Here is a 22,229-nt window from a genome sequence, read left to right as displayed (position 1 = left end):
ACGCGCGGCGCCGGATGCCGCCGGCCAGCGCCGTCCCAGGGAGATCTCGTCCATGTCGTCGATGAAATATCGCGTGAGCCGTCGTGCCGCGCTCGGCCTGATCGGCGGCTCGGCCGCCTCGGCCCTCATCACCGTTCCCGGCGCTCGCGTGAGCGCGCAGACGCTCGACAAGGTCAGCTACCAGACCAACTGGCGCGCCCAGGCCGAGCATGGCGGCTTCTATCTCGCGGTCGCCAACGGCATCTACAAGAAGCACGGCATCGACGCCGATATCCGCATGGGCGGTCCGCAGCAGAACCCGTCCCAGCTCCTGCTCGGCGGCCGCGTCGACATGGTCATGTCGAACTCCTTCGAGGCCATCCGCTACGCCCAGGAAGGCCTGCCCTTCCTCTGCATCGCCTCGATCTTCCAGAAGGACCCGCAGGTCCTGATCTCGCATCCGGGCGTCGGCAACGACTCGCTCCCGGCGCTGAAGGGCAAGCCGATCCTGGTCGGCGCCGGCGGCCGCACCAGCTACTGGCCCTTCCTCAAGGCCAAGTTCGGCTTCACCGACGAGCAGATCCGGCCCTACACCTTCAACATGGCGCCGTTCCTGGCCGACAAGAACATCTCGCAGCAGGGCTTCCTCTCCTCCGAGCCCTTCGCGATCCAGCAGGCCGGCGTGAACCCGGTCGTGCATCTCCTCGCCGATGCCGGCTTCGCCAACTACAACACCACGATCAACATCTCCCAGAAGATGGTCGCCGAGAAGAAGGACGTGGTGCAGCGCTTCGTCACCGCGACGCTCGAGGGCTGGGCCGAATACATGAAGGGCGGCCCGGCGATCGAGGCGGCCAACAAGCTGATCCTCAAGGACAATCCGGACATGGATCAGGCCAAGCTCGACTACGCCCACAAGGTCATGAACGAGAAGGGCATCGTGCTCTCCGGCGATGCGCTGACGCTCGGCATCGGCGCCATGACCGACGCGCGCTGGAACGAATTCTACAAGCAGATGACCGAGGCAGGCGTTTTCCCGGCTGGCATCGACATCAAGAAGGCCTATAGCCTCGAATTCATCAACAAGGGCGTCGGCAAGGCTTAAGGCCGACCCGCCGTCATCCCGGACAAGCGGCGAAGCCGCGCCGCTCCGGGGTCCATCGTAGGACGCCGCACGTTACGATGGATCCCGGCGCTTCGGCCGGGATGACGTCTACCGTTGCGGCTGAAGACGAGAACGGATCATCAGGCTTTGGACACGGCCTATCTGAGCAGACCCCATGAGGAGCGGGCTGGAGGCGGCAAGCCGCTTGTCTCCATCCGCCATGTCTCCAAGCAGTTCGCCAACGGCACCATTGCCGTGCGCGACGTCAATCTCGACCTCGGCACCGGCCAGTTCATCAGCCTGCTCGGCCCCTCCGGCTGCGGCAAGTCGACATTGCTGCGCATGATCGCCGGCCTGGGCGCGCCCTCGACCGGCACGATCGAGTGGCCGACCACGAGTCATGACGCCGCCGGCAAGCCCGAGCGCGATCTCGGCTTCGTCTTCCAGGACCCGACGCTGATGCCCTGGGCGAACGCCCTGGCCAACGTGATGATGCCGCTCATCCTGAAGCACGTGCCCAAGCGCGAGGCGGAAGCGCGCAGCGCCGAGATGCTCGAGCTTGTCGGGCTCAAGGGCTTCGAGAAATCCTATCCGCGCGAGCTGTCCGGCGGCATGAAGATGCGCGTCTCGATCGCGCGTGCGCTGGTGATGCGGCCGAAGATCCTGCTGATGGACGAGCCCTTCGCCGCCCTCGACGAGATCACCCGCCACCGCCTCAACGACGACCTGCTCGAGCTCTGGTGGAAGACAAAGTTCACCGCCGTCTTCGTCACCCATTCCGTCTTCGAGTCGGTCTATCTCTCCAAGCGCATCGTGGTGATGGCGGCCCGGCCCGGCCGCGTGATGGCGGATCTCGACGTCGAGGCGCCCTATCCGCGCGACGAGCTGTTCCGCACCTCCTCGGATTACGCCCATCTCTGCCGTGTCGTCTCCGGCAAGCTCAAGGAGGCGATCGGCTCATGAGCTCCTCGCTCGACACCGCGCATCCCGCCCATGACGGAACCGACGCCGAGGCCCGCCCGGTCTTCCTGACCGAGCAGCGCATCCTCGGCCTGCCGGCAAGCGCCTGGCCGCGCATTCTGGCCCCGCTCGCCATCGGGGCGTTGGCGCTGGCGCTCTGGGAGTTCGTCGTCCGCTGGAAAGGGATTCCGCCCTATATCCTGCCCGGCCCGCTGCTGATCGGCCAGACGCTGATCGCCGACTGGGGCACGCTCTCCGGCTCGCTGCTGATCACCTTGCGCATCACCTTCATGGCGCTGACGGCCGCCGTCGTCGTCGGCGTCGCGCTCGCCGTGCTCTTCACCCAGTCGAAATGGCTGGAGATGTCGCTCCTGCCCTATGCGGTCATCCTGCAGGTGACGCCGATCGTCGCGATCGCGCCGCTGATCATTATCTGGGCCGGCGACATCAATCTCTCGCTGCTGATCTGCGCCTGGATCGTCGCCTTCTTCCCGATCCTGTCGAACACGATCCTCGGGCTGAACTCGGCCGATCACAACCTGATCAATTTCTTCCAGCTTTACGGCGCGACGCGCTGGCAGACGATGCGCTATCTCAAGCTGCCGGCGGCGCTGCCCTATTTCCTCGCCGGCCTGAAGATTTCGGGCGGCCTCGCGCTGATCGGCGCTGTAGTGGCCGAATTCGTCGCTGGCACCGGCGGCACCGAGTCCGGGCTCGCCTACCGCATCCTGGAGGCGGGTTACCAGCTCAAGATCCCGCGCGTCTTCGCTGCGCTGCTGATGATCTCGCTCTCGGGCATCGCGATCTTCCTGGCGACGAGCTGGATCTCGCATCTGCTGCTTCGCCGCTGGCACGAGAGCGCGCTGAAGCGGGAGAATTGAACCTCGTCGTCATTGCGAGGAGCGTGACGACGAAACAACCCGGGGTCGCAAAACGCCACGTCATGGTCGGGCTTGTCCCGTCCATCCACGTCTTCGCTGTTCGAGGACCGTGGCCAAGACGTGGATGCTCGCCACAAGGGCGAGCATGACGGTGGAGCGGCAAAGAGCATGGTGTGACATGAGCGCAGTACCTGACCGCAAGTCCCAGCCCTCCCGTTACGACATTGCCGGCCTTCTCGCCGATATCGACGGCGTGCCGGTGATCGCGGAGGCGCAGGTCGTGCGCAAGCGCTCGCGCGACTTCTTCTGGTACTCGCCGATCCTCAACAAGGAACTGGCGGACAAGTCGGCCGATATCCTCGTCAGCCCGCGCGACGAGGCCGAGGTTGTGCGCGTCGCCGCCGCCTGCGCCAGGCGCCGCATCCCGCTGACCGTGCGTGCCGGGGCGACCGGCAATTACGGCCAGGCAGTGCCGCTCGAAGGCGGCGTGCTGCTCGACATCACCGCGCTCTCCGCCACCGAATGGCAGAAGCCCGGCGCGATCCGCGTCGGTCCCGGTGCCAGGATGGTCGATATCGACATGGCGATCCGGCCCTCCGGCTACGAGCTGCGCATGCACCCCTCGACCAAGCGCACCGCCACGATCGGCGGCTTCGTCGCCGGCGGCTCCGGCGGCGTCGGCTCGGTGACCTATGGCGGCCTGCGCGAGCCCGGCAACATCCTCGCCGCCCGCATCGTCACGGTCGAGGAGGAGCCGCGCATCCTCGAACTGCGTGACGACGCCGCCCAGAAGGTCAACCGCGCCTATGGCACGACCGGGATCATCACCGCGCTGGAGATGCCGCTCGCCCCGGCCTGGCCCTGGATCGACGTCATCGTCGCCTTCGACGATTACGTGGACGCCTTCCAGGCCGGCTACGAGGTCGCGCTGGCCGACGGTATCGTCAAGAAGCTGGTGACGCCGGTCTCGGCGCCGATCACGCCCTATTTCGGCGCGCTGAAGAAGCATTGCCCGGAGGGCAAGAGCATCCTGATCTGCATGATCGCGGAAGCTTCGCTCGGCCCGTTCAAGGCGATCATCGGCTCGCGCGGCACGGTGACCTATGAGGCTCCCTCGGAGGAGGGGCCGGGCACGGTGCCGCTCTACGAATACACCTGGAACCACACGACGCTGCAATGGCTGAAGAGCGACCGCTCGATCACCTATTTGCAGTGCCTTTTCCCGCATGACCGGCTGATGGCGAGCGTGAAGGAGATGATCGCGCGCTTCCCCGACGAGGTGCTGGCGCATCACGAGTTCATCCGCTTCGGTGGCCGCGTCACGGCGAGCGCCTTGCCGATCCTGCGCTATACGACGCCCGAGCGGCTGAACGAGCTCATCGCCATGCACGAAGAGGCCGGCGTGATGATCGCCAATCCGCACGTGGTCTCGCTGGAAGGTGGCAGCCGCCACAAGCGCGCCGATGCCGACCAGCTTGGCTTCAAGCACGAGGTCGATCCCTACGGCCTGCTCAACCCCGGCAAGATGGCGAGCTTCGTCGCGAAGCGCTGACGCAAAACGTTATTGCGAGGAGGTGTAGCCGACGAAGCAATCCAGGGGACGTAGCGCACGGCGGCCCTGGATTGCTTCGCTACGCTCGCAATGACGGAGCCTAGGCGAAATAGGCGAGCTTGCCGCTGGCCGGCAGCGCGTCGATGGCGCGCAGATCCTCTTCCGAGGTGCCTGACGGAGTCCGCGCTGCCTTGTCCTCACCGGTCTCGGCGAAGACGAGATCCTCGTCGAGCACCTGCATCGAGCTGAAGCGCCGGTGCTTGGCAGGCTCGGTCCGGATGCGGCTCGGATTGTCGATCACCGAGCGATTATCTTCGATCTCGACGATCTCGATATCGTCGTAGCTCGAGAGCGGCGCGGCCTCGCGCAGCTCGAAGCTCGTGGAGGCCGGCCGCGGCGGCACGGCGGCGGGGACGTCGAGGTTGAACGTGTCATGCGCCCCCTCGGCGAAGGCGCGCAGGCTGCTGTCCAGCATCGCGACCGTATCGGCGATCTTGCCGAGTTGCTGCGCCGTGCCTTCGACGACGGCGGTGGCGCCGTAGATCTCGGTCGCGCGCCGGTCGAGCGTGTCGCAGAGCGCATCGCTGGCGCCGGCTTCGCGCAGGCCCCAGGCGGCCTCCTGGATGCTTTCGGTGGCGCCGATGATGCTGCTCGCCGCAGTCTCGATCCGCGCAGCCAGGCGCGAGGATGGCTCGCCCGGCCCGCCGCCGATCCGCTCGAGATCGGTGCGCAGATCCATGATCAGCGCGATCGCATCGCGCAGATTCGCGCCGCCGACCGGCTGCTCGACAGGGGCGGCGTGCAGCACGCGCTGCAACTTGTTGATCGCGGCCAGAACCTGCCCCGTGTCCGCCTGCCGGTTGCGCTTGGCATATTCGGCCATGAACCAGCGTCCGCGCGCGGTCTCCATCACTGCCGAGGCGATCGCCTCGTAGTCGGTTTCGCTCAGCGGTGTCAGCGAACGCGCGTCGCTCATGACGAACCTGTTCCGATAGCTCGCCGGATGCAGCACGCTATCAATCGCGGTGGTGATTCGAAATCGTGCCGCGGGAGTGCTTAAGGAATTGCTGCCGCAACGGCACGGATTGCGCCGGTGCTTGCCAAGCCCAGGGCACACGGCGATACAGGTTGCAGGTGGCGGGCCGCGGCGCGGCCGCCGAGAGGATATCACTGAGGATCATGGCGAGCCTCGACAGCGCCGAACCGCAAGCGGTCTTTCGCGACGATGCCGGCACCTTGGCCGTCGTGCTCGCCGGCTCGTGGAGCGCCGACCGCGCGCCGCGGGTCGAGGAACTCGCCCATGAAATCGGCGAGCGCATCGCAAAAGTCTCGCGGGCGACGCTCGACCTCTCCGCGGTGGTGCGGCTCGACACGCTCGGCGCCTATGTCCTCAGCCGCCTGAAGACGCAGCGCGCCGAGGCGGGCGGTGCGATCGAGTTCGTCAGCCAGAAGCCGGAGCACACGGTCCTGCTCGCCGAGGTCGATGTCCATGACTGCTCGGTCGTGCCGACCGTGCGGCATTTCGGCATCGTCAACGTGCTGGTCAATATCGGCAAGGCGGTCGTGCGCTTCGGCCGCGACATGGTCGGCGGCGCGATGTTCCTGGGCGAGGTCGTGGTCGGCTCGCTCGGCGTCGTGCTCGGGCCGCGCAAGTTCCGCGGCCCCTCGCTGGTCAATCAGATCGAGCTGATCGCCTTCAATGGCGCGCCGATCATCATGCTGATCTCGTTCCTGGTCGGCTGCATCGTCGCCCAGCAAGGCATTTTCCAGCTCCAGCAATTCGGCGCGACGGTCTTCGTCGTCAACCTGACCGGCATCCTGATCCTGCGCGAACTCTCGGTGCTCCTGACCTCGATCATGATCGCCGGCCGTTCCGGCTCGGCCTTCACCGCCGAGATCGGCTCGATGAAGATGCGCGAGGAGATCGACGCGCTGCGCGTGATGGGGCTCGACCCGATCGAGGTCCTGGTCGTACCGCGCATCCTGGCGCTGATCATCTCGCTGCCGATCCTGACCTTCATCTCGGCCATGGCGGGCCTCACCGGCGCCGGGCTCGTGGCCTGGCTCTATGGCGGTATCGGCATGGATACATTCCTGGCCCGCCTGCAATCGGTGATCACCTGGAAGCATTTCGCGGTCGGTTTGATCAAGGCGCCGTTCATGGCCTTCGTCATCGGGCTGATCGCCTCGATCGAGGGGCTGGCGGTCAAGGGCTCGGCCGAATCGCTCGGCCGCCAGGTCACGGCCTCGGTGGTGAAATCGATCTTCATGGTCATCGTCGTCGACGGGCTCTTCGCCATGTTCTTCGCCTCGATCGAGTTCTGAGGGCGAGGGCGGCGATGAGCACGGAGCTGGAGCAGCGGCCGGGCGGCCAGCATCGTAGTGACGAGCCGGACGCCGTCATCAAGGTGCGCGATCTCAGGGTCGCCTTCGGCGAGAAGGTGATCATGGACGGGCTCAATCTCGACGTGTTCCGCGGCGAGATCCTCGGCTTCGTCGGCGGCTCGGGCCAGGGCAAATCGGTCCTGACCCGCACGATCCTCGGGCTCGTCCGCAAGAGCCGTGGCACGATCGAGGTCTTCGGCGAGGATATCGACCATCTCGACCAGGCGGCGAAGCGCACCCTGGAGCGCCGCTTCGGCGTGATGTTCCAGCAGGGCGCGCTGTTCTCGGCGCTGAGCGTCAAGCAGAACATCCAGGTGCCGATGCGCGAGTATCTCAAGCTCTCGCCGGCCCTGCTCGACGAGATGGCGATGCTGAAGCTCGAAATGGTCGGGCTGCCGCCGGATGCCGCCGACAAGGCGCCGTCCGAGCTCTCGGGGGGCATGATCAAGCGCGCCGCCCTGGCGCGGGCGCTGGCGCTCGATCCCGAGATCGTCTTCCTGGACGAGCCGACCTCGGGGCTCGATCCGATCGGCGCCGCCGAGTTCGACGAACTGATCATGACCTTGAAGCACACGCTCGGCCTCACCGTCTTCATGGTCACGCACGACCTCGACAGCCTCTATTCCGCCTGCGACAGGATCGCGGCGCTGGCCGACAAGCGCGTCATCGCGGTTGGCACGCTCGAGACGATGCTGGCCTCGGACCATCCCTGGCTGAAGGCCTATTTCGGCGGCCAGCGTGCCCGGGCCAGGCTGCCGTCAGGCCATTAACAAGCTGCCGTCAGGCCATTAACAGGCTGCCGGCAGGTCGGCAAAAAGCTGCTGGCAGGCCGGTAAAACATCTTTTCGCCAGCGGTTTGGCGCAGGATGTTGCCAGAATACAGCTTCGAATGTCCGAGTTGATGCTCTAGCGTCAGAACCATGGAATCGCGCGCCAACTATGCTCTGGTCGGCCTGTTCACGCTTGCCGTGCTCGCGGCGGCGTTTGGTTTCGTCTACTGGTTCAACAGCGGCGGGGCCGGGCGCAAGCAGGATGTCCGGATCATCTTCAGCGGCACCGTGACCGGCCTCGGCCGCGGGTCGAGCGTGCTCTTCAATGGCCTGCGCGTCGGCGAGGTCACGCGCATCGAGCTGCAGCCGGACGATCCGCGCCGGATCTATGCCGTGGTCCAGGTCGACAACACGACGCCGCTGCGCGTCGACACGCGCGCCCGCATCGAGGCCCAGGGCCTGGCCGGCGTCGTCGCGGTCCAGCTCCTCGGCGGCGATCCGAGCTCCCCGGTCTTGACCGCCCAGCCGGGCCAGCCCATGCCGACGATCATCGCCGAGAAATCGGAATTCCAGGACATCCTGGAGACGGTGCGCACCGTCGCCAGCCGGGCCGACACGGTGCTTGGCAATATCGACCAGCTGGTCAAGGAGAATGCCGGCCCGCTCAGCAACACGGTCAGGAATGTCGAGAAATTCTCGGCCGCCCTCGGCGACAATTCCGGCAATGTCGACAAGGTTCTGGCGAGCTTCGGCCAGATCGCCGATACGATCGCGCCGCTCTCGCAGAAGCTCGGCGTGCTCAGCGAGGAGCTCACCGAGGTCGTGCGCTCGGTCGACCGGCGCAAGGTCGCCAGCATCGTCGACAATGTCGACAAGTTCACCGCGGCGCTGGGCGGCACCAGCGACGATGTCGGCAAGGTCGTCAAGGACGTCGCCTCGATCACGGACAAGCTCAACCGCGCGGCCGACCAGGTCGAAGGCGTGCTGAAGGCGGCGCAATCCTTCCTCAACAGCGAGGACGGGCAGGGCGCCTTCGCCGAGGTCGCCAATGCCGCGCGCTCGGTCCGCACGCTGGCTGACAATCTCGACAAGCGCACCGCCGAGATCACCACCGGAATCAACCGCTTCACCGGTCCCGGCCTGCGCGACATCGAGAACCTGGCGGCGGAAGGCCGCCGCACGCTGGGCGATTTCAACCGCACCTTGCGCAATATCGAGCGCAATCCGCAGCAATTCCTCCTCGGTGCCAAGCCTTCGCTTCCTCAATATAGCGGATCGCGCTAGTCAGATGCCGATGTCGCCCCGCCTCCTGCCTTCCACGCCATTTGCCGTGTCGCTCGTCCTGACCGTCTCGCTGGCCTTGGCCGGGTGCGGCGGCGGCCCGACGCCGACCACCTTCGATCTTTCGGCGCCGCGCGATTTCGGCAAGCTCACAGGGTCGCGCGCGGCCATCGTCGTCAACGAGCCGACGACGGTGCAGACGCTCGATTCCGACCGCATGATCGTCAAGGATTCGAGCGGCTCGCTCTCCTTCCTCGGCGGCGCGCAATGGGCGGACCGGGTGCCCAAGCTGGTCCAGATCAGGCTGATCCAGACCTTCGAGAATGGCAGCCGCATCGCCTCGGTCAGTCGGCCTGGCGAGCGGATCGTCCCCGACTACCAGCTCAACACCGATATCCGCGCCTTCAATATCGATGCCGCTTCGGGCAGCGCGGTGGTCGAGATCACCGCCAAGCTGGTCACCGACCGTACCGGCCATATCCAGCGGGCGAAGCTCTTCAGCGCGCGCGTCCCCGCAGGTGCGGTCGATGGTTCCGGCGCGGCGCAGGCGCTCGACCAGGCGCTGTCGCAGGTGCTGATCCAGATCGTGCGCTGGGCCGCCTGAGGCCGCGGCAACGGGCGAGGAACGCCCCGCGTAAGTTTCCCGGACGATCTTGCACCGTCATGGCCGGGCCCGTCCCGACCATCCACGTCTTCCCGGGTGAAGGGCTGTGTTCAGGACGTGGGGCGCGGCGCGAGCCGAGCGTCACGGAGGGCATAGGCGCGCAGGCCGCACCTATGAAGAAACGGGCGCCTCGCGGTGCCCGTTTTCGTAAGCATCATCCAACGCCGGTCTGAACCGGCGGGCGCCTATTCGAAGCGCCCGCTCGCATGGGCGAGCATCGTGTAGACCTTGCCCGTCTCCGAGGTGAGATAGGTCTTCGCCACCATCGAGTCGCGGTCGTCCTTGGCCGCCTCGCCGAGCAGGCGCTCGAACTCGTCGATATAGCGGTCCACCGTCTCCTTGAACTCCGCATCGCGGCGGTATTTGCGCCGGATCTCGTCGAAGGTCTGCTGGCCCTGCAGGGTGTAGAGCCGGCGGGTGAAGACGTTGCGTTCGCCGCGCTTGTAGCGGTCCCAGAGCTCGACCGCGGCGTCGTGGTCGATCATCCGGGCGATGTCGACCGAGAGCGAGTCGAGCCGCTCGATCGAATGCGCGGTCGGCTTGGTCGCTTCCGTGACCTTGCTGTCCTCGCGCGAGGCGCGGTTGAGCAGGTCGGAGAGCCAACCGGCCTTGGCCGGCGGCGTGGTCTCCGGCTGGCTGCCGCGGCGCGGGGCCTCCTGCGCGGGGGCGGGACGCGGGGCAGGGGCGGGCCGGGTCTCGGTCCGCGGCGGCTCGGGACGTTCCGGCTCAGGCGTGGCGTCGAGCGAGGGGCGCAGCAGCGGCTGCTCGGCCGGGGGCGGCGAGACGCGCGCCTGGGTCACTGCGGTGGCGTAGGCCGGTGCGGCAGGTGCGGCGGCAGCGGCACGCCGGCCCGTGTCGGCCGGGGTGGCGATATCGTTGCTGCGGCCTGAGCGCGTCACGATCTCGGTGAGGTCGTTCAGCGCCTTGATCTGCTCGGCGACGACGCGGCGCATCGCGGCGGTCGATTCCTGCGTCTCGCGCGGCAGGTCGAGTACGCCGCGCTTCAGCTCGGCGCGGGTGGTCTCCAGCTCGCGCTGGATCTCGCTCGAGACGCCGCGCATGTCCTGCGCCGCGTTCTGGAAGCGCTCGATCACCTTGGCGAGCTCGTTGCCGACCTCGCTGGTGACCTGCTCATAGGCCGAGCGCAGGGCGTGGGCGGTGCGCTCGCGCTCCTTGCCGGTGGTGGAGCGGATCGTCTCGAACTGCTGCGAGATCGCGTTCGTGGTCGCCTCGGCCGAGTCGGACAGCACGCCGCCGATCTGGCGCGCCCGCGCCTCGGCCGAGCTGAGCGATTCGTCGATCAGGGCCGCGAAGGAGCGGGTGATCGATTCGATGTCGTCGGTGCGGTTGGCGATCAGCCCGTGCAGCTCCTCGAGCGAGTCCTTGCGGTCGCTGAGCGCCTTGCCGACGCGGGCCTCGACCTGCTCCAGCCGCGAGGCGACCGCATGCAGCGCCGCCGTGCTGGCCTGCGTGACCTCGCCGAGCGAGGCGCCCTGGCCGTCGAGCTGGCCGACCAGCGCCGTGGTCTGGCGCAAGGTGCCCTCGGAGAAGGCCTTGAGCTCCTCGACCTGGGCCGAGACCTGCTGCGAGGCGCTCTTGGTCTCGTCCATGACGGTGTGGAGCACTGTCTGCAGCTCGTTGACCCGGGCCGAGAGGCCATTCTCGATCGCGGCGAGGTTCTTGTTCGCGCCGCTGACGATCTGCTGCATCAGCTTGTTGGCCTCGCCGAGGCGGCCGAGCATGCCGCCGAGCTCGCCGCGCAGCTGCTCGTTGGTGGCGACCAGCGAATCGACCGACTGGCGTGCGCCGCTCTCCAGCGTCTCGCGCAGGCCGGCGGAGGAGGCGTCGAGCGCCGTGGTGATCTCGCCGCCGCGCTCGCGCAGGCCCTGGACGATCGAGGAGCCGCGGCTCTCGATGGCGCGCACCACGGTCTCGCCGACCATGGCGACCTCGTTGGCGATGGCCTCGCCGCGCTGGCCCAGCGCCGCGACCATGCCGCCGCCCCTGTCGTCGAACAGGGCGCGCAGCTCCTCGGCGCGGACGCCGAGCGCCTGGGCGATGGCCTCGCCGCGCTGACCGAGGGCCGCGACCATGCCGCCGCCCTTGTCGTCGAACAGGGCACGGAGCTCCTCGGCGCGAACGCCGAGCGCTTCGGCGATGGCCTCCGACTTGAGCTGGAGCGTATCGGCGATCTGCTGGCCGCGCGTGTCGAGCGAGCCCGAGACCGTGTCGAGCCGGTTGACGACCCGCTCCTCGAAGCGTGCGACGCTCTGGTCGAGCGTATCGGCGATCTGCAGGGCGCGGCCGCCCAGCGTGGCGTTGATGGCGTCGGCCTTCTCGCCGAGCGTGCGGGTGAGCGACTCGCTCTTGGAGGTGACGACCTCGCCGATCTCGTCGGCCTTGGCCGCGAGCGCGCGGGTGACCTCGCGGCCGCCCTCGGCCAGCACGCGGGCGATATCGACCGTGCGCTCGACCAGCGCCTCGTTGAGCGCCGTGGCGCGCGAGCCGAGATTGCCGTCGATACGGGCGATGAGACCGTCGAGCGAGGTCGCGATCTCGGCGCTCTTGGCGCCGGAGCGCTCCTCGAACACCTTGATCTGGCTCTCCATCGCCTCAGCCGCTTCCTGCGTCCGTGACGCCAGGATCTCGGCCGCCTCGGCGGCGCGCGTGCCGACCTTCTCGGCGAGCGCGTGGCCATCCTCGGTCAGCAGCTTCTCGACCTGGGTCAGGCGGATGCCGACCGCATCGGTGAAGCTGCGCGCGTCATTGGCGAGCTTGGCCGTGAGCGACCCGCCCTGGCGGACCACGATCTCCTCGAAGGCGGCAAGCCGCGCCGCGAGCGTCGTGTCGATCTCGCGCCCTTGCGTGTCGAACAGGGTCGTGAAGGCGGCAAGCCGTGCGGCGAGGTTGCCGTCGATCTCGCGCCCATGGCTTTCGACAAGCTGGGTGAAGGTGCCGAGACGCTCCCCGAGAGTGCCCTCGATCTCGCGGCCCTGCCGGTCGAACAGGCTGGTGAAGGCGGCGAGCCGCTCATCCAGCCCGGTCTCGACGGCGCGGCCGCGATTCTCGAACAGCGTGGTGAAGGCGGCGAGCCGCTCGTCGAGGCTGCTGCCGAGCCCGCTGCCCTGCGTGTCGAACAATGCGGTGAACGCAGCCAGCCGCTCGTCGAGACCCTTGCCGATCTCGCCGCCGCGCGCATCGAAGAGCTGCGTGAAAGCTGCCAGGCGCTGGTCGAGGCCTCTGCCGATCTCGTTGCCATGCGCGTCGAAGAGCTGGGTGAAACCGGCCAGGCGCTCGTCGAGGCCCCTGCCGATCTCGCCGCCGCGCGTGTCGAAGAGCTGCGTGAAGGCGGCGAGCCGCTCGTCGAGGCTGGCGCTGATGTCGCGGCCCTGGGTCGCGAACAGGCTCGTGAACGCGATGAGGCGGCCATCGAGCGCGCTCTCGATATCGCGGCCCTGCGTGTCGAACAGCCCGGTGAGGGCGTTGAGCCGGTCGCCGAGCGTCATCTCGATCTGGCGGCCCTGCGTGTCGAAGAGCTGGTTCAGCGCGTCGTGGCGGCCGGCCAGCGCTTCATTGAGCGCCTGGGCGCGGCTCTCGACCGAGCGCAGCATCGACTCGGCATTGGCGGCAAGCGCCTCGTTGACGCGCCCGCCCTGCTGGGTCAGCGCCAGCACGATCTCCTTGCCGGTGCCGGCGAGCATCGTGCGCGCCTCCTCGGCATGGGTGGTGAAGGTCTCGCGCAGCCCCAGCGTCGCCTCGGAAACGCGGTCGGCGACATGGCGGCCGTCGACATTGATCGTCTCGGTGAGGGTCTTGGTCGCGTCGGTCATGCGCCGCGCCAGGTCCTCGCTCTGCGCGCCCAGCAAGCTGTGGACCTCGCGTCCGGCGGTAACGAGATCGCGGATCATGCTCTCGCGCTGCTCGCCGAGCAGGCCGGCAACCTGGCCGCTGGTCTCGCCGAGCTTGCTGAGGAAGCCGCTCTGCTGCTCCTCCAGCGCCGTACGGGCGCCCTCGACGCTCTGGCTGACCCGTGCGGCGAGCGTGTCGCCCTGTTCGCCGAGCCTGATGTGGACGGCTTCGCTGGTCTCGTCGAGCTTGGCGATGAGCGCGCTGCCGCGCTCGGCCAGGAGATTGTGGACGGAGCGGCCGACATCGGCGACGCGCGTCACCAGCGCCTGGCTCTGGCCGCTGAGCAGATCCTGCATCTCGAGCCCGGCCTGCGAGACCTTCACGGTCATGGCGCCGGCCTGCTCCTCCAGCAGGGCGCTCACCTTGGCTCCGGTCTCGGAGAGGCCGTTGACCAGCGTCTCGCGCTGCTCGCTGATCAGGCTCTGCACCTCCTGGCCGGCAAGGCCGAGGCGGGCGACGAGCGTATCGGCCTGATGTCCGACGAGGTTCTCGACGTCCTTGCCGGTCTGGCCGAGGCGGGAGACCATCGTGTCGGTCTGGCGGCCGATCAGGGTCTCGACCTCCTGGCCGGTCTGGCCGAGGCGCGCGACCACCGAGTCGGCCTGGCGGCCGATCAGGGTCTCGACCTCCTGGCCGGTCTGGCCGAGGCGTGCGACGACCGTGTCGGCCTGGCGGCCGATCAGGGTCTCGACCTCCTGGCCGGTCTGGCCGAGGCGCGCGACGACCGAGTCGGCCTGGCGGCCGATCAGGGTCTCGACCTCCTGACCGGTCTGGCCGAGGCGCGCGACCACCGTGTCGGCCTGGCGGCCGATCAGGGTCTCGACCTCCTGACCGGTCTGGCCGAGGCGGCTGACCAGCGTGTCGCCCTGCCGGCCGAGCAGGCCTTCGACCTCCTGGCCGGTCTGCGTCACGCGCGACATCAATGTCTCGGCCTGGCGGCCGAGCACGCTCTCGACGTCGTTGCCGGCGGTCGCGAGGCGCGAAACCAGCTTCTCGGTCTGCTGGTCGAGCAGCACATGCACCGTCTCGCCGGTCTCGGAGAGGCGGCTCACCAGATTGCCGCCCTGCTCGGTGAACAGGCTGTGGACGCTGGCGCCGACCTCGGTGATGCGGGTCGTCAGGTCCTCGCCATGGCGGCTGACCGTGTCGCCGAGCGACTTGCTCGCCTCGTCGAAGCGCACCACGATCGCGTCGCTGCGCTCGCGCAGCACGTCCTCGACCGTCCGCGCCGTTTCGGTCAGGCGGCCGATAACGCTGTCGCCCTGGCTGCCGATCAGGCCGTGCACATTGTCGCCGACCTCCTGCAGGCGCGTGGCGATCAGCTCGTTCTGCCGGTTGAGCAGGCCGTGGACGCCGCGGCCGACCTCGGCGAGGCGCACCGTGACGCTCTCGCCTTCCTCGGAAATGGTCTTGCGCAGGGTCTCGCCGGTCTCGGCGAGCTGCTTGGTCAGGGTCTCGCCCTGGCCGTCGATCAGCTCGACCATGGTCTTGCTGCTCTGTTCGAAGCGCTCGGCCACATTGGCGCCGCGCGCCGAGATCTCCTGGGCGAGGCTCTCGCCGGTCATGCGCAGGGTATCGTTGACGGTCTCGACCCGCGCCGCCAGCGTGTCGGCGACCTGCGAGCCGATCTCGCTGATCGCGCGCGTCACCTCGCGCGCATTGGTGGTCAGGCCCTGAGTCAGCACGGAGCCGGTCTGCTCCAGCGAGGCGGCGATCTCGTGCGCGCGCCCGTCGAGCAGGGTGGAGAGGTTGGTGCTCGCGCCGGAGAGCCGCTCGCTGACCTCGCCGGAGGTCACCTGCAGGCGCTCGACCAGCTCATGGCCGCGGCCGCTGATCTCGTCGATCATGCGCTCGCCGGCGCGCCCGAGCGCGATCGTGATCTGGTCGCCCTTCTCGCCGAGCGAGCCGGTGACGCGGTCGCCGGCCTGCGAAACCGCCTCGGCGATCGAGCGGCTGGCATTCTCGAGATCCTTGGCGAGCCCTTCATGCGCGCCGCTGATCGCGAATTTCACGCGCTCGGCATTGCCGACCACGGATTCGCGCTGGGTGACGAGCTCGTCGATCAGCGAGCGCAGCCGGATCTCGTTATCGGCATAGGCGCGCTCGAGCGTTGCGATCTCGCCGCGCACGATCGTCTCGAGCTCGCCGGCGCGCGCCACGGCGCGCTCGATACCGTCGCCCATCGCCGCGACCTCGCGGCGGATGGTCTGGCTCAGCGAAAGCACGGAATCGGCGCCGACCACCTCGGGCTCGGCGAGCCGGAGCGCGACCTCGGTCATGGCGCGCGAGACAAGGCGCATTTCCTGCGTGCGGCGATAGAGCGCCGCGAGCACGAAGAAGAAGACGATGGGCGCGCCGATCGCGAGGGTGAGCAGCGTCCATTCGCCGGGGCCGAAGGCGGCGAGGCCCGGCGGCAGGCCGTTGACGAAGGAGCCGAAGCGGCTGACCAGCACGAAGCCGGCACCGCCGAGCCAGGCGAGCGAGGCGAGCGCGGCGAGCCAATAGGGCCGGCCCGAGGGGCGGGCGGAGAAGGCCTGCACGAGCGAGCTGGAATCGCGGCGGTCGTCATTGGCGACGCGGCTGGTGTCGGGCGCGATCGCCGCCCGGGGCGCGGGAGCGCGCGGCGTTTCCGGCTCGGGCTTCGGGGCCGGCTGCTCGACGCGCGGAAGGTCGAGCTTCAGGTCGTTCTCGGTGGTGGACGGCAGCTTGATGTCCGGAGGCGGGGAGGCCTCGGCCTCAGGCTTGGGCTGGTCGAGCCGCAGAGCCTCTTCGATTGCGGACATGGCCGCCTCGGTTGGATCCTGGAGCTTGTTCTGCCGGGTCATGATGCCGCCTCGCAACGCTACTCGTGATGGGACGCAGTCATTGAAGTCGCTCGCCGCGCCGCAAGCCGCCTCTGGCCCCCGGCGTGACGGGAGACAATGCGCCCATCATTTACCAGTTTGAAGGGTAGTGGAGCGACTCTGTGATGGAAACCCATTTGAGTGGCTGATTCACAAACGTCGTTAACGCCTCGTTCACCATGACGACGCTTGTAAGAGGCCGGAGAGCCGCCCTTATGGCGGCGCGCGACCCTAGTATTTCGAGTCTGCCCATGCCCCAGAGCGCAATCGATCTCGTCCATCTCGCCCGTCAGACCGGCGGCGACCATGATCTCGAACGTGAGTTGCTGGCCCTGTTCGCCCAGCAATGCGTCCGCCACTTGCGGACCATCCACGCCGGGGCCGACACCCGCACCCGGATGGACGCTGCCCATACGCTGAAGGGCGCCGCCCGCGCGATCGGCGCCTGGCAGGTGGCCGAGGCGGCGGATGCGATCGAGCGTCAGCTCGCCGCCGACGATGCCGGCCGCACCGAAGATGCGATGGACGCCCTGACGCTCGCCGCCGCCCAGGCGCGTGCGGCGATCTCCAAGTTCGAGCTGGCGGCCTGAGCCCCGGAGCATTTTGGAGCGAACTGGACTCTCGCCGGCACTGGCCTCTCATTCGATAAAATCGAACCTGGCCGGACGGAAAGGGCGTTCCCCTTTCCGCGCGCTTCCTCTAAGCGGGGCCATAATCGCCCGCCGGAGCTCATGATGCCGAAGATCACCTATATCGACGCCCAGGGAGAAAGCCGCACCGTCGAGGGTGAAACCGGCTCCACGGTGATGGAAACCGCCGTGCGCAACGGTATTCCCGGCATCGAGGCCGAATGCGGCGGCGCCTGCGCCTGCGCCACCTGCCATGTCTATGTCGACGAGGCCTGGGCCGCGAAGACGGGCGAGCCGGAATCGATGGAAGAGGACATGCTCGACTTCGCCTTCGACGTACGCCCGACCTCGCGCCTCTCCTGCCAGATCAGGGTCCGCGACGATCTCGACGGGCTCGTGGTCCGCACCCCGGCCCGCCAGGGCTGAGCCGGCGCCTTACTCGGCCGCGACCGGCACGGGCTGCGACAGCACCGTCTCCTGGCCGGGCTCCGGATGGCGCGGCACCAGGAAGGCCAGGCTCAGCGAGACCGTCGCCACCGCCGCGCCGATATAGAAGACGATCGCCGGGTCGCTCACCCAGATCAGCCCGAACGTGACCGGCAGGAACACGGCCGCGATATGGTTGATCGTGAAGGCCACCGCCGAGGTCGGCGCGATATCGGCGGGATCGGCAATCTTCTGGAAATAGGTGCGCTGAGCCAGGGTCAGCGTGAAGAAGATGCCGTCGACGATGAACAGGGCGCCGGCAACGGAAGCGCCCCAGCCGCCGAAATGGCCATGGCTCGCCAGCGCATAGCCGACGAAGACCACGATCAGCGAGATATTCTCGATCTGGATCGTGAACCGCTCGCCGACGCGCCCGATCATCTGTCCCAGGATCGGCCCGACGAAGGTGTTGATGCCATAGGTGGCGAGCAGCAGCGTCGCTGTCGCCGAGACGTCATAGCCGAAACGCTCGACCAGCAGGAAGCCGCCGAAGGCCATGAAGAGCTGCCGGCGCGCCCCGGACATGAAGGTCAGCGCATAATAGAGCCAGTAGCGCTTGCGAACCACGAAGCCCTTGTTCTGCGGCACCGCTCCCTGGAAGCGCGGAAAGACCGCCCAGGCCACGAGTGTCAGGGTGACGGAGACCAGGCCGGCGACGAGGAAGACGGTGACATAGCCGGGCTGGAACAGCTTCCAGATCAGCGCGATCGAGCCGAAGGCGATGAGCTGCGCGGCGGCGGAGGCGCCGGCGATCCGGCCGAGTAGCCGCGGCGCCTGCGCCTTCGGCAACAGCTGCAGCTGCAGGGCCTGCTGCGCCGTCTCGTAGTAATGGAAGCCCAGCGACATGATCATCGTCGTCAGCAGCAGGCCGCCGAGGCTCGGGAAGTATCCGGTGATGGCGACGCCGAGCCCCATCGTGATCAGGCTGAGATAGGCCAGTATCTGCTCGCGGATGAGCCAGAACAGGATGATGGCCGTGAAGGCAAGGAAGCCGGGAATCTCCCGGACCGATTGCAGGATGCCGATATCCTGGCCGGTGAAGCCCGCCGCTTCCTTGGCGAAATTGTTGAGCAGCGCGTTCCAGCTCGCAAAGCCGAGCCAGTTGACGAAGGCGAGCACCATCAGGAAGGCAGCAGGAGAACGCAGCAGCGCTCTAGGGGCGCGCGGAGCAGGCGGGTTGGCGCTCATCGGGTTACCGGGCGGGAGAAATCATCAGCCGCCGCTACGGCTTCATCTTGGGCTGGATTGAGGGCACTCTTAGAGCCGGGCGCGGCCGCGTCAATTCCGGCGGTTTCATGGCGCCCATGCAGCCGGGCGCTGCGGCGCGGTTCGTGATATGATCAGCTCAAGCGCAACGGGAACCGAGAATAGGACGCGAATAAGCAGGATGTGACTGAGCTCATAGCCGGAGGATGCGATGTACAAGTCGATTCTGGTTCCCGTCGATCTCGCCGAGGCCGACCTCGCAGCACCCGCCATCACGGCCGCCATTTCCTTCGCGGAAACATCCGGCGGCACCGTCCGGTTGGTCTATGTCCGCTCGCTCGTGCCGATCACCTACATGGAATTCGTGCCGGCCGAGTTCGACACCGAGCAGCAGAGCGAGGCCGAGGCCAAGCTCGCCGAGATCGCCGCCGGCGTCGCGCTGCCGCCGGAGCGCGTCTCGGCCAAGGTGCTGGTCGGCTCGATCCATGGCGAGGTGCTGGCCGAAGCCGAGGCGAGCGGCACGGACCTGATCGTGATCGGCTCGCACGAGCCCGGCATGCTCGCCTATGTCATCGGCTCCAACGCCTCGACCATCGTGCGCCGCGCGAAATGCTCGGTGCTGGTCGTGCGCGGCGCCTAGAGCATTTTCGAGCGAAGTGGACGCCGGTTCGCGTGAAGAAAATGCGATAAAACAAAGGACTAGAGAGTTTTCGCGATTCGAAGAAACGCGGAAATGCTCTAGAGGCCTGAGGCTCAGGTCGACGGCCGCGGCACCAGATCGTCCGGCGCCTCGCCGCTGCGCAGCTCGCGCGGCCGGTTGAGCCTGATCATCGGCCAGACCTGCCAGACCGAGGCCGCAGCCAGCGCGATACCGAGCCAGCCGGCCGGGTTCGCGCCCTGCTGGAAAGCCCTAAGCGTGAACAGCGCCACCATCACCAGCAGCGCCGCGCTGACCACGCTCAGCACCAGCCAGAGCCAGCGCGGCTTGCCGGCGACGAAGCGAGCCTGCGGGTTCGCCTTCGCCACGCCGGCCGCAAGCGCCTCGACGAAGGCGCGATAGCCGGCATCGTCGCGCACCATGTCGGTGACCGAGCGCCAGGACAGGTTGCCGAAGCTGACGCTCTTGCCGTCCTTGAGCCTGAGCTGCGTCTTGAAGCCCTTCCCGGAAATATTGCTGGGGGCATAGATGAAGCGCACCTGATCGATCGCGGCGAGCGCGACCGTGTCGACCTTGCGGGTCGAGTCGATCTCCAGCGTGTCGCCCTTGATGCGATAGACGATCTCGAAGCCGACAGGTCGCGGCCGCTGGCGCCAATAGGGCGGGGGAGTGTCGATATCCTCGGCGTTGTCCATGCCCGAGCCATAGCGGCTCATACGTCCCTTGTCTCCCGTGCCATCGTTGCAAGGAATATTTGCAATTGCAGCCTACGCTCCGAGAGGCAGGGATGCTTCGAGCGCGACCTGCGTCGGGGGAGCGACATGGCCAGCATTTCCGGTTTGTCGAAGGATTTTCAGGGAGCGTCGTCCACGGCGGCCTCGGCGAAATCCGATGCCGCGACGGGGAACGACACGGCTCCCAAGCCTGCCCGGGCAACTGCTGCGCTCGGTTCGGCCGTGATCGTCGAGCTTTCGGCGCAAGCGAAGGCGCTTGCGACTGCCGGCGTCACCCCGCAACTGTTCAAGACTCCGGAAGAGGATATCCAGCAGCGGACCGAGGCTCTCGCCGGCAAGTTGACCGATGTCCTCAAGCGTGCCGGGATCCCGGCCGATGAGACGATATCGCTGAAGGTGGACAAGTTCGGCCGCGTCACGGCCGACGGCCCTTACAAGAAGAAGATCGAGGAGTATTTCGCGGATAACGCCGACGCCAAGGAACTCCGGGCCATCGTCGAGTACCGGACGCTGCAGGCAACGCAGCAGGCCCTGGAGGCGCTCGCACGGGAAAAGAAGGCGGCTCGCAACGATGATGAGACCCAAGAGGCGAATACGCGCTTCCTGACGCGCGCGAACGACATTCAGCGACTGGACGGACAGGTCACGCTGCAGAACGGCAAGCTGACGACGGGCGCCCAGGATTACATCACCAGCCGGACGGTGCCGGTGACGGCTGACGACGTGATGTCTCGCGACCAGGCGCTCGACCGGTTGGCGGCGTTCTCATAGGCGGGCATCCCGACCGCTGGCTTGGCGCATCGGCCCGAAAAGTGGCTTGCGGCTTTCGGAAGAAGCCGATGCGGAAACAAGGAGCTAGAGCATCGGACCGAAAAGTGGAATCCACTTTTCGGGTAAATGCGATGCCATATCAAAGGGATAGATCGCCACTTCGCGTCCGAAAGGACGCGCGGCGATCTAGATCATCGGACCGGCCGGTCCGATGGTCTAGTCTAGCGCGCCAGCACCTTCATCGCGCCGTCGAGCCCGTCCAGCGTCAGCGGGAACATCCGCCCGCCCATCAGCCCGCCGATCTGGCGGATCGACTGGGTGTAGCTCCAGAGCTTCTGCTCGACCGGATTGAGCCAGACCGATTTCGGGAAGCGCTCCGTCAGCCGCTTCAGCCAGACCTCGCCGGCCTCCTCGTTCCAATGCTCGACCGAGCCGCCGGGCATCGCGACCTCATAGGGGCTCATCGAGGCGTCGCCGACGAAGACGACGCGATAATCGGCGGGGTAGGTCCGCAGCACGTCCCAGGTCGGGATGATCTGGTCGTGGCGGCGGCGGTTCTCCTTCCAGACCCGCTCATAGGGGCAGTTATGGAAGTAGAAATGCTCGAAATGCTTGAACTCGGCCCGCGCCGCCGAGAACAGCTCCTCGGCCAGCTCGACATGCCAGTCCATCGAGCCGCCGACATCGAGGAAGAGCAGCACCTTGACCGCGTTGCGCCGCTCCGGCCGCAGCTTGACGTCGAGATAGCCGTGCTTGGCCGTCTCGGAGATCGTGTTGTCGAGATCGAGCTCCTCGGCCGCGCCGGTGCGGGCGAAGCGGCGCAGGCGCCGCAGCGCGACGCGCAGGTTGCGCACGCCGAGCTCGCGCGTGTCGTCGAAATCCTTGAACTCGCGCTTGTCCCAGACTTTCACCGCCCGGAAATTGCGGTTCTTGTCCTGGCCGATGCGGACGCCTTCGGGATTATAGCCATAGGCGCCATAGGGCGAGGTGCCGGCCGTGCCGATCCATTTCGAGCCGCCCTGATGCCGGCCCTTCTGCTCATCGAGCCGCTGCTTCAGCGTCTCCCAGAGCTTCTCCCAGCCCATCGCCTCGATCTGGGCCTTCTCTTCGTCGGTCAGGTATTTCTCGGCGAGCCGGCGCAGCCATTCCTCGGGAATGCCGGCCTGCTCGATCGCCTGCCCGAGCGTCTCCATGCCCTTGAACACCTGGGCGAAGACCTGGTCGAACTTGTCGAGATGGCGCTCGTCCTTCACCAGGCAGGTGCGGGCGAGATAGTAGAACTCGTCGACGCGGTGCTCGGCGAGATCGGCCTCGACGCCTTCGAGCAAGGCCAGATATTCCCGCAACGTGACGGGAACCCTGGCGGCGCGCAGGTCGGTGAAGAGCCGAAGAAACATCGCCCCAGTCTGCGGATGG

At 67.4% G+C, this 22,229-nt stretch carries 17 protein-coding genes; 12 read left to right on the top strand and 5 right to left on the bottom strand.

The window, feature by feature from the left end; genetic code table 11:
• Positions 1 to 52: 52 nt before the first annotated feature.
• The 4 genes from EV560_RS20860 to EV560_RS20845 all read left to right on the top strand — a co-directional run bounded on the left by EV560_RS20860 (position 53) and on the right by EV560_RS20845 (position 4,477).
• Positions 53 to 1,084 carry an ABC transporter substrate-binding protein gene (locus tag EV560_RS20860; RefSeq protein ID WP_131857714.1) on the top strand — a complete coding sequence of 344 codons (1,032 nt, stop codon included), beginning with the start codon at positions 53 to 55 and terminating at the stop codon, positions 1,082 to 1,084.
• 147 nt (positions 1,085 to 1,231) lie between these two features.
• The gene (locus EV560_RS20855) at positions 1,232 to 2,047 is read left to right on the top strand and encodes an ABC transporter ATP-binding protein (RefSeq protein WP_248312144.1); all 816 of its coding nucleotides are present in this window, start codon (positions 1,232 to 1,234) and stop codon (positions 2,045 to 2,047) included.
• Positions 2,044 to 2,925: an ABC transporter permease gene (locus EV560_RS20850; RefSeq protein WP_131857713.1), complete on the top strand. Its 882-nt coding sequence runs from the start codon at positions 2,044 to 2,046 to the stop codon at positions 2,923 to 2,925. The genes EV560_RS20855 and EV560_RS20850 overlap by 4 nt, the downstream gene beginning before the upstream one ends.
• Before the next feature lie 178 nt (positions 2,926 to 3,103).
• Entirely contained in the window at positions 3,104 to 4,477 is a 1,374-nt protein-coding gene (locus EV560_RS20845) for an FAD-binding oxidoreductase (RefSeq protein ID WP_131857712.1), read from the top strand.
• A 100-nt stretch (positions 4,478 to 4,577) separates the two neighbouring features.
• On the opposite strand, the gene EV560_RS20840 is transcribed toward EV560_RS20845, so the two are convergent.
• Positions 4,578 to 5,453: a hypothetical protein gene (locus EV560_RS20840; protein WP_131857711.1), complete on the bottom strand. Its 876-nt coding sequence runs from the start codon at positions 5,451 to 5,453 to the stop codon at positions 4,578 to 4,580.
• A 203-nt stretch (positions 5,454 to 5,656) separates the two neighbouring features.
• On the opposite strand from EV560_RS20840, the gene EV560_RS20835 reads away from it, so the two are divergent.
• The 4 genes from EV560_RS20835 (at position 5,657) to EV560_RS20820 (ending at position 9,517) form a co-directional block, all read left to right on the top strand.
• On the top strand, positions 5,657 to 6,802 hold the full coding sequence (locus EV560_RS20835; protein ID WP_131857710.1) for an ABC transporter permease: 1,146 nt from the start codon (positions 5,657 to 5,659) through the stop codon (positions 6,800 to 6,802).
• Between the two features lie 14 nt (positions 6,803 to 6,816).
• The gene (locus EV560_RS20830; RefSeq protein WP_131857709.1) at positions 6,817 to 7,632 is read left to right on the top strand and encodes an ABC transporter ATP-binding protein; all 816 of its coding nucleotides are present in this window, start codon (positions 6,817 to 6,819) and stop codon (positions 7,630 to 7,632) included.
• Positions 7,633 to 7,782: 150 nt separating this feature from the next.
• Positions 7,783 to 8,916, top strand: a complete 1,134-nt coding sequence (locus EV560_RS20825) for an MlaD family protein (protein ID WP_131857708.1) — start codon at positions 7,783 to 7,785, stop codon at positions 8,914 to 8,916.
• A gap of 10 nt (positions 8,917 to 8,926) precedes the next feature.
• The gene (locus EV560_RS20820; protein WP_131857707.1) at positions 8,927 to 9,517 is read left to right on the top strand and encodes an ABC-type transport auxiliary lipoprotein family protein; all 591 of its coding nucleotides are present in this window, start codon (positions 8,927 to 8,929) and stop codon (positions 9,515 to 9,517) included.
• Positions 9,518 to 9,762: 245 nt separating this feature from the next.
• Here EV560_RS20820 and EV560_RS20815 read toward each other — a convergent pair whose 3' ends face one another.
• A complete protein-coding gene (locus EV560_RS20815) occupies positions 9,763 to 16,269 on the bottom strand; it encodes an apolipoprotein A-IV repeat region-like domain-containing protein (protein ID WP_131857706.1) in 6,507 nt (2,168 codons plus the stop codon).
• A 311-nt stretch (positions 16,270 to 16,580) separates the two neighbouring features.
• On the opposite strand from EV560_RS20815, the gene EV560_RS20810 reads away from it, so the two are divergent.
• Together EV560_RS20810 and EV560_RS20805 are read left to right on the top strand one after the other, a co-directional pair.
• Positions 16,581 to 16,919, top strand: a complete 339-nt coding sequence (locus EV560_RS20810) for an Hpt domain-containing protein (RefSeq protein ID WP_131857705.1) — start codon at positions 16,581 to 16,583, stop codon at positions 16,917 to 16,919.
• Between the two features lie 144 nt (positions 16,920 to 17,063).
• Positions 17,064 to 17,384, top strand: a complete 321-nt coding sequence (locus tag EV560_RS20805; RefSeq protein ID WP_131857704.1) for a 2Fe-2S iron-sulfur cluster-binding protein — start codon at positions 17,064 to 17,066, stop codon at positions 17,382 to 17,384.
• 9 nt (positions 17,385 to 17,393) lie between these two features.
• Here the strand turns inward: EV560_RS20805 and EV560_RS20800 are convergent, their stop codons facing one another.
• Positions 17,394 to 18,632 carry an MFS transporter gene (locus tag EV560_RS20800; RefSeq protein WP_131857703.1) on the bottom strand — a complete coding sequence of 413 codons (1,239 nt, stop codon included), beginning with the start codon at positions 18,630 to 18,632 and terminating at the stop codon, positions 17,394 to 17,396.
• Between the two features lie 229 nt (positions 18,633 to 18,861).
• Between EV560_RS20800 and EV560_RS20795 the strand changes: the two genes are divergently transcribed.
• Complete coding sequence (locus EV560_RS20795) at positions 18,862 to 19,290, top strand: universal stress protein (RefSeq protein WP_131857702.1); 429 nt, start codon at positions 18,862 to 18,864, stop codon at positions 19,288 to 19,290.
• A gap of 113 nt (positions 19,291 to 19,403) precedes the next feature.
• Here EV560_RS20795 and EV560_RS20790 read toward each other — a convergent pair whose 3' ends face one another.
• Positions 19,404 to 20,024, bottom strand: coding sequence for a hypothetical protein (locus EV560_RS20790; RefSeq protein WP_131857701.1), 621 nt, complete (start codon positions 20,022 to 20,024; stop codon positions 19,404 to 19,406).
• A gap of 105 nt (positions 20,025 to 20,129) precedes the next feature.
• Here EV560_RS20790 and EV560_RS20785 point away from each other — a divergent pair, with 105 nt between their 5' ends.
• A complete protein-coding gene (locus EV560_RS20785; protein WP_131857700.1) occupies positions 20,130 to 20,813 on the top strand; it encodes a hypothetical protein in 684 nt (227 codons plus the stop codon).
• Positions 20,814 to 21,034: 221 nt separating this feature from the next.
• On the opposite strand, the gene EV560_RS20780 is transcribed toward EV560_RS20785, so the two are convergent.
• Entirely contained in the window at positions 21,035 to 22,210 is a 1,176-nt protein-coding gene (locus EV560_RS20780; RefSeq protein ID WP_131857699.1) for a vWA domain-containing protein, read from the bottom strand.
• Positions 22,211 to 22,229: the final 19 nt, after the last annotated feature.

Origin of the sequence: Allobosea sp. BK604 (genome assembly GCF_004341515.1) — a bacterium.
Lineage (GTDB): Bacteria > Pseudomonadota > Alphaproteobacteria > Rhizobiales > Beijerinckiaceae > Allobosea.
The sequence above is the reverse complement of the archived record's forward strand: the minus strand, read 5'-3'. Positions and strand labels throughout refer to the sequence as shown.